General features: G+C 66.7%; 9 protein-coding genes. 7 read left to right on the top strand and 2 right to left on the bottom strand.

Annotation, left to right across the window (positions count from 1 at the left end; translation table 11 throughout):
* Nucleotides 1-44 precede the first annotated feature (44 nt).
* Together ACHAC9_RS08755 and ACHAC9_RS08750 are read right to left on the bottom strand one after the other, a co-directional pair.
* A complete protein-coding gene (locus ACHAC9_RS08755; protein ID WP_435759164.1) occupies nt 45-2366 on the bottom strand; it encodes a hypothetical protein in 2322 nt (773 codons plus the stop codon).
* A gap of 89 nt (nt 2367-2455) precedes the next feature.
* Entirely contained in the window at nt 2456-4807 is a 2352-nt protein-coding gene (locus tag ACHAC9_RS08750) for a prolyl oligopeptidase family serine peptidase (RefSeq protein ID WP_435759163.1), read from the bottom strand.
* A 161-nt stretch (nt 4808-4968) separates the two neighbouring features.
* Here ACHAC9_RS08750 and ACHAC9_RS08745 point away from each other — a divergent pair, with 161 nt between their 5' ends.
* The 7 genes from ACHAC9_RS08745 to ACHAC9_RS08715 all read left to right on the top strand — a co-directional run bounded on the left by ACHAC9_RS08745 (nt 4969) and on the right by ACHAC9_RS08715 (nt 15191).
* Entirely contained in the window at nt 4969-5604 is a 636-nt protein-coding gene (locus ACHAC9_RS08745; RefSeq protein ID WP_435759161.1) for an ANTAR domain-containing response regulator, read from the top strand.
* Between the two features lie 19 nt (nt 5605-5623).
* On the top strand, nt 5624-6775 hold the full coding sequence (locus ACHAC9_RS08740; RefSeq protein WP_435759159.1) for a CmpA/NrtA family ABC transporter substrate-binding protein: 1152 nt from the start codon (nt 5624-5626) through the stop codon (nt 6773-6775).
* A gap of 279 nt (nt 6776-7054) precedes the next feature.
* Nucleotides 7055-8353, top strand: coding sequence for an MFS transporter (locus tag ACHAC9_RS08735; RefSeq protein WP_435759157.1), 1299 nt, complete (start codon nt 7055-7057; stop codon nt 8351-8353).
* 10 nt (nt 8354-8363) lie between these two features.
* Nucleotides 8364-10889 carry a nitrite reductase large subunit NirB gene (nirB, locus tag ACHAC9_RS08730; RefSeq protein WP_435759155.1) on the top strand — a complete coding sequence of 842 codons (2526 nt, stop codon included), beginning with the start codon at nt 8364-8366 and terminating at the stop codon, nt 10887-10889.
* A gap of 11 nt (nt 10890-10900) precedes the next feature.
* On the top strand, nt 10901-11242 hold the full coding sequence (gene nirD, locus ACHAC9_RS08725) for a nitrite reductase small subunit NirD (RefSeq protein ID WP_435759153.1): 342 nt from the start codon (nt 10901-10903) through the stop codon (nt 11240-11242).
* The gene (locus tag ACHAC9_RS08720) at nt 11239-12453 is read left to right on the top strand and encodes an NAD(P)/FAD-dependent oxidoreductase (RefSeq protein ID WP_435759151.1); all 1215 of its coding nucleotides are present in this window, start codon (nt 11239-11241) and stop codon (nt 12451-12453) included. The genes nirD and ACHAC9_RS08720 overlap by 4 nt, the downstream gene beginning before the upstream one ends.
* A 17-nt stretch (nt 12454-12470) precedes the next feature.
* Nucleotides 12471-15191: a molybdopterin-dependent oxidoreductase gene (locus tag ACHAC9_RS08715; protein WP_435759149.1), complete on the top strand. Its 2721-nt coding sequence runs from the start codon at nt 12471-12473 to the stop codon at nt 15189-15191.
* Nucleotides 15192-15269 lie beyond the last annotated feature (78 nt).

The raw sequence follows: 15269 nt of genomic DNA, 5'->3' as shown, positions 1-15269 counted from the left end.
ATCTTTGGACAGACCCCTACGTCCTGGCGCTGGAAGATTTGTCTCTATTCGCTACGGCTGCCGGCGCCGCGGCGCGGCACGATCGCGAACTGCGGGCTCGCGCCGTAGTCGGGTTTCACGCTGCGCGCCGCGAATACCGCCCAGGCCTTGCGGCCGGCCTCGCCGCCGGCGTCGGCAGCGTAGGCAAGGGCCGGCTGCATGTTCGAGGGGAAGCCGGCGGGCTCGCCCGCGTAGCCGCCCATATCGCCTGGCTTTTGTTTCAGGGCCGCCGCCATTTGGCTGCTGGCGCAGGGCAGGCCCGCCACCTCCGGCCCGACCGTAGCGGCATAGGCCTCCCCGATCGACGCAAAGAACGGAGCAGAGGATGTCGTTCGCACCGTATAGGTGTAGTTCGCACCCGCCATCCAGCACGCGTCGTCGCCGACCATACGGCCGATCGAAAAACGTGCTTTCCACTTGAGCAGCGGTTCGGCCTCCTTGAAGCCTAGTTCCGCCAAGTGCCCGACGACAGAGGTAAAAAAGTCGTCCTGCCAGGGCGCGAGCGCGGTCTTGTCCTTGTAGCCTACCGAATACCCGTTGACGATCACGCCCAGCTTGTTGGCCGCCGGGTTGCTGCTATAGGTCGCGTTGTACCAAGCCAGGTTACTGTCCAGGATGGTGTCGAAATGGCGCTTGAGCGGATGCCCGTCGGGCGTGATATAGGCAGCCTCGCCAAGCGAGCGCAAGCCCCAGGCCTGGCCGCGCACCTGCTCCGGCGCCAGCAGTCCCTGGACGGCCTTGCGATAGCCGGGATTCGACGAAAACACGTTGTACATGGCCCAGAACTGCAGTTCCTCGAGGTAGTAATGGTCGCCGGTGACGAGGTAGGGAAGGTAGGCGAGGTTTGGCTGGTGTGAAATATCGGGCTTGTTCGGGGACTTGCACATGTCCTTGCGGCAGGGGGGGAAGGCTTCCTGCTTGCCGGTCTTCGGATTGCGCGTATCGCCGCTGCGCCCGAGCAGCGTCATGTACGGATAATCCATCAGGCTGACCGGCAGGCCGGTGCGCTTGTCGCGGTAGTGCGTCGGCCAGCTGCCGGCCAAGTCGGCGGTGCCGAGCGTGACCCGCTTGGCCCGCGCGTCCATGCTGAGCAGGTAGGCCGCACCCCAGCCGGGCAGCAGGCCGATGTCGGGGCGACCGCCGGGGCCCGGCATCGCGGGCGCGGCCAGGCCGACGCCCATCGGTTCGGTTTTCGGGCCGTTCCAGCTCGACGCCAGCGCGGCGAGCGCGCGGTAGTGCATGACGACCGAGCGGTCGTAGTTCGGCAGCGCGCGCGAGTCGATCAGGTAATCGGTGTCATGCCGCAGGTGCAGATCCGGCGCCTCGCCCGTCCAGGCCAGCGTGCGCCAGCGCGCGTGATGCAAGTGGGTCAGGTTCTGCTTGTCGACGACCCGCTTGCCGCCCGCCGTGATCGTCACGTCATACGTGATGTTGTGCGGGTCGGGCTCATACGCCCAGTTGTTTTCGACCACGACGTCGACGCGCGCCTGTTTCGCCGCGCCATACCAGCGCAGCGCGAAGCGCGCCGCCAGGTGCGGGTGCTCGGCGCCCTTCGCGTCCACCAGAGGCGCGGCGACCTGCAGTTCGGTGACGACGGGACCCTGCAGCCAGAGCTGCGCTTTCTGGCTTTTCAGCAGGGCGGCGCTCGATGCAGTGAAGCGCTCACCGTCGACGACGATGGCGACCACCGTGTCGGGGGCGGCGCCGGACTTGGGCGCGCCTGCGCTGTCCCCTTTCTTCGCACCCTTGACCAGGGCCAGGCCGAGATCCTTGCCGGCGCCAAGGCGCGGCAAGACTGCCGAGATGACGGCGTGGCGCACCGAGCCGTCCGGGTGGCTCGCCTTGACGTCCAGCTGCAGCGGCAACAGGCTGCCGTCGGCCAGCTTGCCGGACAATGCCGCGCCGCGCGGCAGGTCGCCCGGGGCGAACACCTGGCCGAAGGTGAACGGCACGTTCGATTGATCGTCGCGGGCGGTGCTCTCGATGACGAGGCCGGTGATGCCGCCCGCGGGGATGGCGGCGCCTTTTGCGGCCGGCCGTGCGCCTGAGGACGCCGGCTCCTTGCGCGCCTGCGCCTTGTCCGCGCCGGCGGCCTTCTCCGGCGGCCCGCTTTTCTCGCGCGGCTCGCTTTTTTCCTGCGCCTTTTCCTGTGGCGCCGTGCCATGGCGCTCGCTCACGACGCGGCCCGCGTCGAGCTGGCCGGTGGTCGGCAGGCCGACGAAGGCTGGCGCGTCGGCCTTGCCTTTGTCCTGGGCGTAGGCGGCGCCGCAACAGAAGGCGGCGAGGATGGCGAGGCGAAGGCGGAGCGGCAGGCAGGGAAGCGTCATGAATAGTCGATCGAAAGCGGAAAGCGAGACCGAACAGTAAAGCAAAAGGCGCCCCGCAGGGCGCCCGTTTGTTTCGCTGCGTGTCTACCTTACTGCTTGAGCGTGCGCTCGAACAGTTTATAGATGCGGCGGTACTGGTCGAACCAGCTCTCCGGCTGGGTATAGGCGTGGCGTTCGAGCGGATAGCTGGCCAGTTCCCAGTGATCCTTTTTTAGCTCGATCAGGCGCTGGGCCATGCGCACCGAGTCCTGGTAGAACACGTTGTCGTCGACCATGCCGTGCGCGATCAGGAGATTGCCTTGCAGCTTGTCGGCGTATTCGATCGGCGACGAGATTTTATAGGCCTGCGGATCGAGGTCGGGCGTGTTCAGGATATTCGCCGTGTACTCGTGGTTGTAGGTGGTCCAGTCGGTTACCGGACGCAGCGCCGCGCCCGACTTGAACATCTCCGGGGCGCGCATCAGGGCCATGAAGGTCATGAAGCCGCCATAGCTGCCGCCGTAGATGCCGACGTTGGCGGCGTCGCCCTGGTGGTTCGCCACCATGTACTTCACGCCGTCCTGGTAGTCGACCAGTTCCGGGTGGCCCATCTGGCGGTAGATCGCGGTGCGCCAGTTGCGGCCATAACCCTGCGAGGCGCGGTAATCCATGTCGAGCACGACGTAGCCCTTTTCGACCAGCAGGTTGTGGAACATCTGCTCGCGGAAGTAGACCGGGAAGCGTTGATGGGTGTTCTGCAGGTAGCCGGCGCCGTGCACGAACATCACGACCGGATATTTCTTACCCGGTTCCATCTTCGCCGGACGGTAGAGTTTCGACCAGACCGGGTCGCCGCCGTCGCTCGACGGCACGGCCACGTATTCGGGCTGGATCCATTCGCGCGCCTTGTACTCGGCCGTGCGGGTATCGGTCAACTTGACCGGTGTACCGCCGCTGACCGGCAGCGTGGCGAGTTGGGCCGGCATGTAGCTCGACGAATAGTGCACCAGCAGCTTGCGGCTGTCCGGCGACAGGGAGAAGCGCTCGACGCCTTCGAGGCTCGTCACTTCGCGCGTGCCGCCGTCCTTCGCGTTCACGGCGCACACTTCATAGGTGCCCGGATTCTTGCGGTTGCAGAGCATGTAGGCGGTGCCGCCGTCGAAGCTCCACTGCACGTCGCCGGCTTCCCATTTGCCGTTCGTCAGCGCGCGTGGGCGGCCATCGACGGCTTGCGTGTACAGGTGCGCGTAGCCGCTTTCTTCCGACATGTACCACAGCGTGCGGTTGTCCGGCAGCCAGCCGAAGTCGCTGTTGTCGAAGTTGACCCAGGCTTCGTCGCTCAAGCGGTGCTGCGGTTTCAGCTTCGCGCTGCCAAGGTCGATGGTGGCGATCCAGCGGTCCTTGTTGTCGATGGCGCGCAGCATGACGGCGGCCAGCTTGCCATCGAGGCTCCAGCGCACGGCGTCGGCGCGGTCGGCGATGCGCAGCGGACGGTTTCCTTTCAAGGGGTCGAGCTTGGCCTCGGCACGCAGTTTGGCCAGCGGGTCGGTCGCGATGCCGGGCAGGGTGTCGAAGGCGAGGTCCTGTACTTTATTCGTGGCCAGCTCGATCAGTTTCAGCGCATGCGGCGCCGGGTTGGAACGTCCGACGCGGGTGCGCTCGTCATCCATCTCTTCGTAGCCGGACTCGGTCACGTAGCGCGGCATCTTGCCGACGCGGCCCTTGTCGACACCCTTGACGGCGGTGACGACGACCAGCCAGCGGCCATCCGGGGACAGCGCGCTGCCTTCGATCGTGACCTTGTCGCCCAGGTAGACCGGGCTCGGTGCGCGGGTGGGATCGAAGCGACGTTCTTCCTCGGCGCGGGCGCGGCCGGCGTCGCGCTCGTCCTTCGCGCGCTTCAAGGTCGTCATCAGGCGCAGCTGCATCTCGCGCAGTGCGTCCGGATCTTGCGCTGCCGGGTCCTTGGCCGCGCGCGGCAGGGCCAGCGGCGCCTGCAGGCGGCTGGCGCGCTCCCAGCTGAACCAGTCGTGGCCGACGCGGAACTGCACCGCGCGCTCGTCGCTGGAGAACTGCGGATCCTCGGCTTTCACGCCACGGGTGATCTGGGTGAGCAGCCCGCTCTTCAGGTCGCGCTCGAACAGGTCCCCATTACGCACCATAATGGTGCGCGTGTGTGCACGGTCATAGACGACGGTCGGACTATCGAGCTTTGCCAGCTCACTGTCGGCGACTTTTTGCGGGCCGCTCTGGTGGGCGAGGAAGGTGTCGCGCAGCTGCGAGCCGGTGCGCTTCTGCTTGAAATACACGTCCTTGCCGTTCCAGCTCCACCACGCGGCTTCGGCTGGATTGCCGATCCAGTCCGGATGGGCCATGGCCTGGTCGAGGCTGATGGGCGTGGGTGCGGCGGCCGCGGGAAGCGCGCTCAGCGCGGCAAGGAAAGTCAGTGCAGGAAGTCGCATCGTGGATGGGTGGTGAGTGAAAGGGACGTGCTTTCTGGCCAGAAAAATGCGAATGCATTCTAGCGCAGCCACCATGCTGCTGGGGTATTGACAGCGAAATATCGGGCCGGTCGGCATGGCGCCTGATCGGCGCATGGCCCGTTTCTTGCGTCGCTTATCGCATGAAAAGAGCCGATCCCTCACGCAGCCTGCGCATTGTCGTCGTGACGGGCGGCGATGCGCAGGCCTGCGACGCCGCCCTGGCCGCACAGGCCTGCCGCAGCGCGGCCTTGCGCGTCGGCCTGCTGGAATCGGGCTACGACATCGTCGCGTCATTACCGCCCGATATCTTCCTGCCCGAGCGGATCGCCCAGTTGCAGCCGGACCTGATCATCGTCGACAGCGAATCCGACGCGCGCGACGTGCTCGAACACATCGTGATCGCCACGCGCGAGGCGCGCCGTCCGATCGTGCTGTTTACCGAGGACGACAGCGCGGCGACGATGGAAGCGGCGGTGGCGGCAGGTGTCTCGGCGTATATCGTGGCCGGGCTGCGCGCCGAGCGCGTGCGCCCGGTGCTCGACGTGGCGCTGGCACGTTTCAGGCGCGAGCAGAAGCTGCTTGGCGAACTGGCCGACACGCGCCAGAAGCTGGCCGAGCGCAAAGTGATCGACCGTGCGAAAGGCGTGCTGATGGCGCGCCATTCGCTGCTCGAGGACGAAGCCTATGGCCGCCTGCGCAGCCTGGCGATGAACAAGAACATGAGACTGGCCGAGATCGCGCAACGCATCCTGGACGTCGAGGACTTGCTGGGTTAAGCCCGGCGAAAGGAACCGCATGACAGGCTTGGCAGCAGCAGGTGTTCATATCGCCGGCTCGGACCGTCCCGAGAAAGAAGTGCTGCGCATCGGCTTCATGCCGCTGGCCGACTGCGCGCCGCTGGTGATGGCAGCGATCCTCGGTTTCGACGAAAAATACGGGGTCAAGCTGGTGCTGGAAAAGCAGCACTCGTGGTCGGGCATGCGCGACCGCCTGACGAACGGCGAACTCGATGCTGCCCAGGCCCTGTACGGGCTGCTGTACGGCTTGCAGATGGGGATCGGCAGCGCGCCGCACGACATGGCCGTCCTGATGAACCTGAACCAGAACGGCCAGTCGATCGTGCTCTCGCGCGCCATCGCGGCGGCCGGCGTAAAGGACGGCGCCGGACTTGCGGCACTGATGCGCGAGCAGCCGCGCCGCTATACTTTCGCCCACACCTTCCCGACCGGGAACCACGCGATGTGGCTGTGCTACTGGCTGGCCGCGGCCGGCATCGATCCGCTCACGCAGACGCAGCTCGTCACCGTGCCCCCAAGCCGGATGGCGCCCAACCTGGAAGCCGGCCACATGGATGGCTTTTGCGCGGGTGAGCCGTGGAGCAGGCGCGCGCTGATCGAAGCGAGCGGCGTGCTGGTCGCGTCCAGCAGCGAAGTCTGGCCCGATCATCCGGGCAAGGCGCTCGGCGCACGGGCCGACTTCGTCGCACGCCACCCCAACACCTGCCGCGCGCTGGTCGCTGCCCTGCTCGACACGGCACGCTGGCTGGACGCCTCGTCGACCAACCGCGAGGCGGCGGCCGAGGTGCTGGCCAGTCCCGCCTGGGTGCATGCCGACATCGACCTGCTGCGCGCCTGCCTGGTGCCACGCCGGGCGGACTTCCCGGGCTTGCGCTTCTTCGGCGAAGGCGCGGCGACTTTCCCCTGGCTGTCGGATGGGATGTGGTTCCTGACCCAGCAGCGGCGCTGGGGCTTGCTGCGCGAGGACCCGGATTACCTGGGCGTGGCGCGTTCGGTGAATCATGTGGCGCTGTACCGCGAGGCGGCGCAGCTGGCGGGCGTGGATGTGCCGGACAGCGGAATGCGCAGTAGCCGGCTGATGGATGGCAGGGTGTGGGATGGGAGCGATCCGGCCGGGTATGCGGCGTCGTTGCGGGTCAAGCTCATGTAGCGCGATGGAGTACCGTGCGGCGATGGTGCGCAGTGTCGCCTCATTTACGCGCATTGTGCACTGCAATGTAGCGCCTTCCCCGAGCTGCCCGCAACACCCGCCCCGCACAGCGCCTGGCACGGCTCTTGCAATTACTCCTTGCAGGATCAACGGCGATCCCTTCAGTTATAAAAACGTGGGTCCAATGCTGGACCCGCTTTTCGGACAACGGCGTCCGCCTCCCTGGTAAGCACCACGGGACGCGGACGCCTTTTTGTTTTCAAGAGAACGAGGGATAGCATGGCCAGCAAAGCGAACAGCATCACATTGACCGATTTCCACACGCCGCAGATGCGGGCCTTCCACCTGACCTGGGTCGCCTTCTTCATCTGCTTCTTCGCCTGGTTTGCCTGTGCGCCGCTGATGCCCGTCATCAAAGGCGAGTTCGGCCTGTCGGTGGCGCAGATCGCCAACATCAACATCGCCGCGGTGGCGATCACGATCCTGGTGCGCCTGATCGTCGGCCCGCTGTGCGACCGCTACGGCCCGCGCAAGACCTACACCGCCTTGCTTGCCTTCGGCGCAATTCCGGTGCTCGGCGTCGCTTTCGCGCAGAGCTACGAAAGTTTTCTCCTGTTCCGGCTTGGCATCGGCGCGGTCGGCGCCAGCTTCGTCATCACCCAGTACCACACCTCGGTGATGTTCGCGCCGAAAGTCGTTGGCACCGCCAATGCGGCCGCCGCCGGCTGGGGCAATGCCGGGGGCGGGGCGGCACAGGCAGCGATGCCGCTGCTGCTCGCGGCCCTGCTGATGGCGGGCGTCAGCGAAACCATGGGCTGGCGCATCGCGCTGATGGTGCCGGGCGTGGCGATGCTGATCATGGCCGTCGTCTACTGGCGCTATACCCAGGACTGCCCGGCGGGTAACTTCAGCGAGCTGCGCGCGGCCGGCGTCCCTTTCGAGGGCGGCGGCAAGGGCGGCTGGGCGAGTTTCAAGGCCGCCTGCCGCAACCACCGCGCCTGGCTCCTGTTCGTCACCTACGGCGCCTGCTTCGGCATCGAGATCTTCATCCACAACATCGCCGCCATCTATTACGTCGACCATTACGGCCTGTCGCTGGGCGCGGCCGGCATGGCGGCGGGCAGCTTCGGCCTGCTGGCGCTGTTTGCCCGGGCACTCGGCGGCTGGCTGTCGGACCGCAGCGCTGGGAGAGTGGGCGGTGACCTGAACAGCCGCGTCACGGTCCTGTTCGTGCTGATGGTGGGCGAGGGCCTGGGCCTGCTGTGGTTCGCGAATGCCGACGGTGTCGCTTTCGCGCTGATTGCCATGCTGTGCTTCGGCCTGTTCACCCACATGGCTTGTGGCGCCACCTATGCGCTGGTGCCTTTCGTGGCACCCACCGCCTTGGGTGGCGTGGCGGGCATCGTCGGCGCCGGCGGCAATGTCGGCGCGGTACTGGCCGGTTTCCTCATGAAGGGCACCGGCGACGTGCGCGAGACCCTGATGATCCTCGGCGGCCTGGTTGTCGTGGCCAGCCTGTGCGCCCTCGGCGCCCGTTTCAGCAGTACTGCCACGGTTGCCGCAGCGGCGCGTGCATAAGGAGCCAGCCATGAACATCATCGTCATCGGCCACGGCATGGTCGGCCACAAGTTTGTCGAAACCCTGGCTGGCGCCGCGCCGCACCTGCACATCACCGTGCTCGGCGAAGAACCGCGTCCGGCCTACGACCGCGTGCACCTGTCCGAATTCTTCGCAGGGAAGACGGCAGAGGATCTGTCACTGGTCGCACCGGGTTTTTTTGAACGCACCAACCTCGACCTGAAGCTGAACGCGAAAGTGGTCGCCATCGACCGCGCCGAACGGAGGGTAAGCTTGTCGAGCGGCGAAGTACTCTCCTACGACAAGCTGGTGCTGGCCACCGGCTCCTCGCCCTTCGTGCCGCCGGTACCGGGCCGCGAGCGCGCCGACTGTTTTGTATACCGCACCATCGAAGACCTGGAAGCGATGCGCGAATGCGGCGCCCGTTCGCGCACGGGCGTGGTGATCGGCGGCGGCCTGCTGGGCCTGGAATGCGCCAAGGCACTGTGCGATCTCGGCTTGCAAGCCCACGTCGTCGAATTCGCGCCACGCCTGATGGCGGTGCAGGTCGACGACCCGGGTGCGCGCGTGCTGCGCACCCGCATCGAAGAACTCGGTGTGCAGGTCCATACCGGCAAGAACACGCTGGCCATCGTCGACGGCGAGGACAGCACGCACCGCATGGAATTCGCCGACGGTAGCTTTGTAGAAACCGACATGATCGTCTTCTCTGCCGGCATTCGCCCGCGCGATGAACTGGCCCGTGCTTGCGAGCTGGCCTTGGGGCCGCGCGGCGGCATCGCCATCGACGACGACTGCCTGACGTCCGACCCGCACATCTACGCGGTCGGCGAATGCGCCGCCTGGCGCGGCCAGCTGTTTGGCCTGGTCGCACCGGGTTACGACATGGCGCGCACCGCCGCGCGCCACGTGCTCGGCGCACCGGGTGGTTTCCTCGGCGCCGACATGAGCACCAAGCTGAAACTGATGGGTGTGGATGTCGCCAGCATCGGCGACGCCCATGGCGCCACCAGCGGCAGCCGCAGCGTGCAGTACCTGGACGAGCGGCGCCAGACCTATAAAAAACTGGTCGTCAGCGCTTGCGGCAAGCGCCTGCTGGGCGCCGTGCTGGTCGGCGACGCCGCCGAATACGGCACGCTCTTACAGATGGCCCTGAACGGCATTCCACTGCCCGAAGCGCCGGAAAGCCTGATCCTGCCCCAAATCAAGGGCGCGCCGCAGCACGGCCTCGGCGTCGGCGCGCTGCCGGACGCGGCCCAGATCTGCTCGTGCAACGATGTGTCGAAAGGGAGCTTGTGCGCAGCGGTGAGGGATGGCGCCACCAGCATCGGCGCCCTGAAAAAATGCACGACGGCCGGTACCGCCTGCGGCGGCTGCGTGCCGCTGGTGACGCAAGTGCTGAACGCCGAATTGGCGAAGCAGGGCGTGACGGTCAGCCGCGCGCTGTGCGAACACTTCGCGCACTCGCGCCAGGAACTGCACCACCTGGTGCGGGTAGGGCGCATCCGCAGCTTCGGCGAGCTGCTGGCGCGCCACGGCACGGGCCTGGGCTGCGATATCTGCAAACCGGTCGCCGCGAACATCCTGGCCTCGACCTGGAACGATTTTGTTCTCAAACCCGAGCACGCGAGCCTGCAGGATTCGAACGACTACTTCCTCGGCAATATCCAGAAGGACGGCACCTATTCCGTGGTGCCGCGCATGCCGGGCGGCGAAGTCACGGCAGACGGCCTGATCGCGGTTGGCATGATCGCCAAAAAATATGGGCTCTACACGAAAATCACCGGCGGCCAGCGGGTCGACCTGTTCGGCGCCAGAGTCGACCAGTTGCCCCCGATCTGGGAAGATCTGATCGCCGCCGGCTTCGAATCGGGCCACGCCTACGGCAAGTCGCTGCGCACCGTGAAGTCCTGCGTCGGCTCGACCTGGTGCCGCTACGGCGTGGGCGACAGCGCCGGTTTTGCGATCGCACTGGAACACCGCTACAAGGGCCTGCGTACGCCGCACAAGGTGAAATTCGGCGTCTCCGGCTGCACCCGCGAATGCGCCGAGGCGCAGGGCAAGGACGTCGGTTTGATCGCGACCGACAAGGGCTGGAACCTGTACGTGTGCGGCAACGGCGGCATGAAGCCGCGCCACGCCGAGCTGATCGCCTCGAACCTGGACGAGGCGACGGTCGTGCAACTGGTCGACCGCTTCCTGATGTTTTATGTGCGTACCGCCGACCGCCTGCAGCGCACCAGCACCTGGCGCGAGCATCTCGAAGGCGGGCTCGATTACCTCAAGCAGGTCGTGGTCGACGACAAGCTCGGGATCGGCGCCGAGCTGGAAGCCGACATGCAGGCCGTGGTCGACACCTATGCCTGCGAGTGGAAGAACGCGGTCGAAGACCCCGAGGTACGCAAGCGCTTCCGCCATTTCGTGAACAGTCCGGCACAAGACGAGAACGTCGTCTTCATGCCGGAACGCGGCCAGGTTCGTCCCGCAACGATCGAAGAACGGCGCCGCACGATTCCGATCGCACTCAGCAACTGAAGGAGCACACCATGCACCGAGACATCCAACTCAATACCTGGAACGCGGTCTGCGCATTCGACGACATCGTCCCGGATACCGGCGTCTGCGCCTTGCTGAACGGGCGCCAGGTGGCCGTGTTCCGTGTCGGCGCCGAGCGCTTGTTCGCGATCGATAACTATGACCCGAATTCCAACGCGGCTGTGCTCTCGCGCGGGCTGGTGGGCAGCCTGGGCGAACGGATCGTGGTCGCCTCGCCGATCTACAAGCACCATTTTGATCTGCAGACCGGCGAATGCCTGGAGGTGCCGGCGCATTCGGTGAGCAGCTTTCCGGTGCGGGTTGAGAACGGCACAGTGTGGGTTGCCTCATGAAGCCGCGCCTGGTCGTGGTCGGCAACGGCATGGCCGGCATGCGCACGGTCGACGAACTGTTCAAACTCGATCCGGAGCTGTACGACATCACCGTCTTCGGCGCCGAGCCGCACGGGAATTACAACCGCGTGCTGCTCTCTCCGCTGCTGGCCGGCGACAAGAACGTCGACGAGATCATGCTCCATCCCCGCGCCTGGTATGCCGAACACGGCATCACCCTGCATGCGGGCGACCCGGTACTGCGCATCGACCGCCAGCGGCGCGTCGTGATCGCCCGCTCCGGCCTGGAGGCGCCCTACGACCGCCTGCTGCTGGCGACCGGCTCGACGCCCTTCGTGCTGCCCATTCCGGGCAATACGCTCCCCGGTGTGGTCGGCTTTCGCGACCTGGTTGACGTCGATACCATGCTCGCCGCAGCGCGCCAGGGCGGACGGGCGGTCGTCATCGGCGGTGGCCTGCTCGGGCTGGAAGCTGCGCACGCCTTGAAAAGGCGCGGGATGATCGTTACCGTCGTGCACGTGGCGTCGAGCCTGATGAACCAGCAGCTCGACGGCGAGGCGGGGCGCCTGCTGAAAGACTCACTCGAGCGCGCGGGTCTCGCCATCATGCTCGACGCACAAACCAGCGAGATTGCGGGCACGGCCAAGGTGGAAGCGGTGCGCTTCGCCGACGGCAGCGAACTCAAAGCCGACCTGGTCGTGATGGCCGCCGGTGTGCGTCCGAACGTCGCGCTTGGGCGTGACGCCGGCCTGCACTGCGAGCGTGCGATCGTCGTCGACGACACGCTGCAAACCTATGATCCGCGCATCTATGCGGTCGGCGAATGCGTCCAGCACCGGCGCGCTACCTTCGGGCTCGTCGCGCCCGTATGGGAGCAGGCCCGGGTCTGCGCCGCTCACCTGGCCGGCGCCGGGCACCGCCGCTATGTACAGGCCGCCACCGCGACCAAGCTGAAGGTAACGGGCATCGACCTCTACTCGGCCGGGGACATCGCCGGCAGCATTGACAGCGAAGAGCTGGTGCTGCGCGACCGTCATTCCGGCGTCTACAAACGGCTCGTACTCGAGGGGTCACGCGTCACCGGTGCCGTGCTGGTGGGCGATGTCGTGGACGGCCCGTGGTACTTCGACCTGATCCAGCGCGGGGCCGACGTTTCAAGCTTCCGCGACCGCCTGTTGTTCGGCCAGGCGCTGTGCGCGCCTGCCACCTGAGTAGATAAGGAAGCACCATGGACATGTCTCTTCCCGTGCAGACCGTGCGCACCACCTGTCCATATTGCGGCGTCGGCTGCGGCGTGACCGCCACCGTGCGGCCCGGCACCATCCCGATCATCGCGGGCGATGCCGCCCACACCGCTAACCAAGGGCGCCTGTGTGTCAAAGGCGCGGCACTTGGCGAAACGCTGGACCTCGATGGGCGCCTGTTATATCCAGCCTTGCGCGAAGAGGGCACCATGCGCCGCGCAAGCTGGGACGACGCGCTCGGGCGCGTGGCAGGCGGCTTCGCGGCCATCATTGCCGAGTACGGCCCGGATGCGGTGGCGCTGTACGTCTCCGGCCAGCTGCTCACCGAAGATTACTACGTCGCCAACAAGTTCATGAAAGGTTTTATTGGCAGCGCCAACATCGACACCAATTCGCGCCTGTGCATGTCGTCCAGCGTGGCCGGCCACAAGCGCGCCTTCGGCGAAGACCTGGTGCCGGGCTGCTATGAAGATTTTGAATTGGCCGAGATGATCGTGCTGGTCGGCTCGAACACGGCCTGGTGCCATCCAACCCTGTTCCAGCGCATCCTGCGCGCGAAGGAGGCGCGGCCGTCCTTGCGGATCGTCGCGATCGACCCGCGCCGCACGGCGACCTGCGAGCTGGCCGATATCCACTTGCCGATCAAGCCCGGTACCGACGTCTGGCTGTTCAACGGCTTGCTCAGCTATCTGGCAAAGCATGGCGCAATCGACGCCGCCTTCATTGCGGCGCATACCGAAGGGCTGGAGGCGGCGCTGGCCGTCGCCGATGTCGATTGCAGCGACCCGGCGCAAGTCGCCCGCATTTGCCGCGTCGACCTTGCGAAGCTGCTGGCTTTCTATGCAGGGTTCGCCGCCACGACGAAGGTCGTGACGGCCTTTTCGCAGGGCGTGAACCAGTCGTCCAGCGGCACCGACAAGGTCAACGCCATCATCAACTGCCACCTGCTGACCGGCCGCATCGGCCGGCCTGGAGCGGGGCCGTTCTCGCTGACCGGCCAGCCGAACGCGATGGGCGGGCGCGAGGTGGGCGGTCTGGCCAACATGCTGGCCGCGCACATGGACCTCGACAATCCGCTCCAGCGCGAGGCAGTGCGCAGCTTCTGGGATGCGCCGTGTATCGCATCGAAGCCGGGTCTGAAGGCGGTCGACTTGTTCCGCGCGGTGGAGGAGGGCAGTGTGAAAGCGGTGTGGATCATCGCCACCAATCCGCTGGTCAGCCTGCCCGATGCCGACCAGGTACGCCGCGCTTTGGACAAGTGCGAGCTGGTGGTGGTCAGCGATATCGTGGGCGCGACCGACACCACCGCCTGGGCCGACGTGCTGCTGCCGGCGCTGGGCTGGGGCGAGAAGGATGGCACGGTGACCAACTCCGAGCGTTGCATCTCGCGTCAGCGCGCCTTCCTGCCGGCGCCGGGCGAAGCGCGCGCCGACTGGTGGGCTTTGTCCCAGGTCGCGCGGCGCATGGGCTTTGAAGGATTCGATTACGCCGGCGCGCATGCGATTTTCGACGAGCACGCCCGCCTGTCAGGCTGGCGTAACGGAGAAGAGGGCGCGGGACGGCGCATGTTCGACATCTCGGGGATGACCGGGATGAGCCGGCAGGCCTACGACGCGCTCGAACCGATCCAGTGGCCGGTGCTGCGCGCTGCCGATGGCGCGATGACGGAAACGGGGCGCCTGTTTGCCGATGGCCGCTTCGCCCACGCGAGCGGGAAAGCACGCTTCGTCGCCACGCCCCCGCGCTTGCCCGTGCACGCGGTCGACGACGCGTATCCGCTGGCGCTGAACACCGGCCGCATGCGCGACCAATGGCACACAATGACGCGCACCGGCAAGTCGGCGCGCCTGTCAAGCCACACGCCGGAACCCTTCATCGACCTGCATCCGAACGACGCCTTGTTGTGCGGCGTGCGCGAAGGGGAACTGGCGCGCGTCACCAGCCGCTGGGGCGCGATGGTGGCGCGCGTCGCGCACAGCGGCGGCATCGCGCGCGGCAGCGTGTTCGTGCCGATCCACTGGAGTGGGCAGACGGCGTCGGACGCGCGTGTCGGCGCCCTGGTCAATCCGGCGGTCGATCCGGTGTCGGGCGAGCCGGAGTTCAAGCACACGCCGGTGCGCGTCGAACCCTTTGTCGTCGAGTGGCAGGCGTTTGTGCTGAGCCGCACGGCGCTGGCGGTCCACAAGGTCGCGAACTGGACGCGCGTGCAGGGCGACGGCTTCGTGCGTTATGAACTGGCTGGACGGGGATCCGCGCATGCCGACTGGGCCCGTGGCATGCTGGGCGTGGAGGAGGGTGTCGACTGGATCGAATACGACGATGCCGGCGCCGGCGTGTACCGCGCCGCCCACTTGCTGGAGGGGAGGCTGCAGGCCTGTGTGTTCGTGGCGCGCCGCGCGGCCCCGCTGCCGCCGCGCCAGTGGCTGGCCGGCTTGTTCACACAGGAGACGCTGGCGCCCGGCGACCGCGCCACGCTGTTGGCTGGACGCGCGCCGCAACTGGGTCCGGACCCGGGACCGACAGTCTGCTCCTGTTTTGGCGTCGGGCGCAATACGATGTGCACGGCGATCCGCGAACACGATCTCACCACGACGGCGCAGGTGACGGCCTGCCTCAAGGCGGGCGGCAATTGCGGATCGTGCCTGCCCGAGATCGGCAAGCTGCTGGTGCTGACCCGGTGTAGCGAGGAGGTAGGGGGAAGATGATGCGACCCGGGCGCGGCGGGCGCCGTCGACCCGGGTAGGGGAGGGAAGTTTGCGTTCCGGCTGCCGCAAACGCGGCGA

This window comes from Massilia sp. CMS3.1, assembly GCF_051262535.1.
In the GTDB taxonomy this organism is placed as follows: domain Bacteria; phylum Pseudomonadota; class Gammaproteobacteria; order Burkholderiales; family Burkholderiaceae_D; genus Telluria.
Note: the sequence above shows the minus strand (reverse complement) of the source record. Positions and strands in the feature narration are given on the sequence as shown.

What these genes read in the sequence shown, in the direction of transcription:
- ACHAC9_RS08755 (WP_435759164.1), bottom strand. Translation starts at nt 2,366, where the DNA reads ATGACGCTTCCCTGCCTGCCGCTCCGCCTTCGCCTCGCCATCCTCGCC.
- ACHAC9_RS08740 (WP_435759159.1), top strand. Translation starts at nt 5,624, where the DNA reads ATGACAGGCTTGGCAGCAGCAGGTGTTCATATCGCCGGCTCGGACCGT.
- ACHAC9_RS08715 (WP_435759149.1), top strand. Translation starts at nt 12,471, where the DNA reads ATGGACATGTCTCTTCCCGTGCAGACCGTGCGCACCACCTGTCCATAT.
- ACHAC9_RS08735 (WP_435759157.1), top strand. Translation starts at nt 7,055, where the DNA reads ATGGCCAGCAAAGCGAACAGCATCACATTGACCGATTTCCACACGCCG.
- ACHAC9_RS08720 (WP_435759151.1), top strand. Translation starts at nt 11,239, where the DNA reads ATGAAGCCGCGCCTGGTCGTGGTCGGCAACGGCATGGCCGGCATGCGC.
- ACHAC9_RS08750 (WP_435759163.1), bottom strand. Translation starts at nt 4,807, where the DNA reads ATGCGACTTCCTGCACTGACTTTCCTTGCCGCGCTGAGCGCGCTTCCC.
- nirB (WP_435759155.1), top strand. Translation starts at nt 8,364, where the DNA reads ATGAACATCATCGTCATCGGCCACGGCATGGTCGGCCACAAGTTTGTC.
- ACHAC9_RS08745 (WP_435759161.1), top strand. Translation starts at nt 4,969, where the DNA reads ATGAAAAGAGCCGATCCCTCACGCAGCCTGCGCATTGTCGTCGTGACG.
- nirD (WP_435759153.1), top strand. Translation starts at nt 10,901, where the DNA reads ATGCACCGAGACATCCAACTCAATACCTGGAACGCGGTCTGCGCATTC.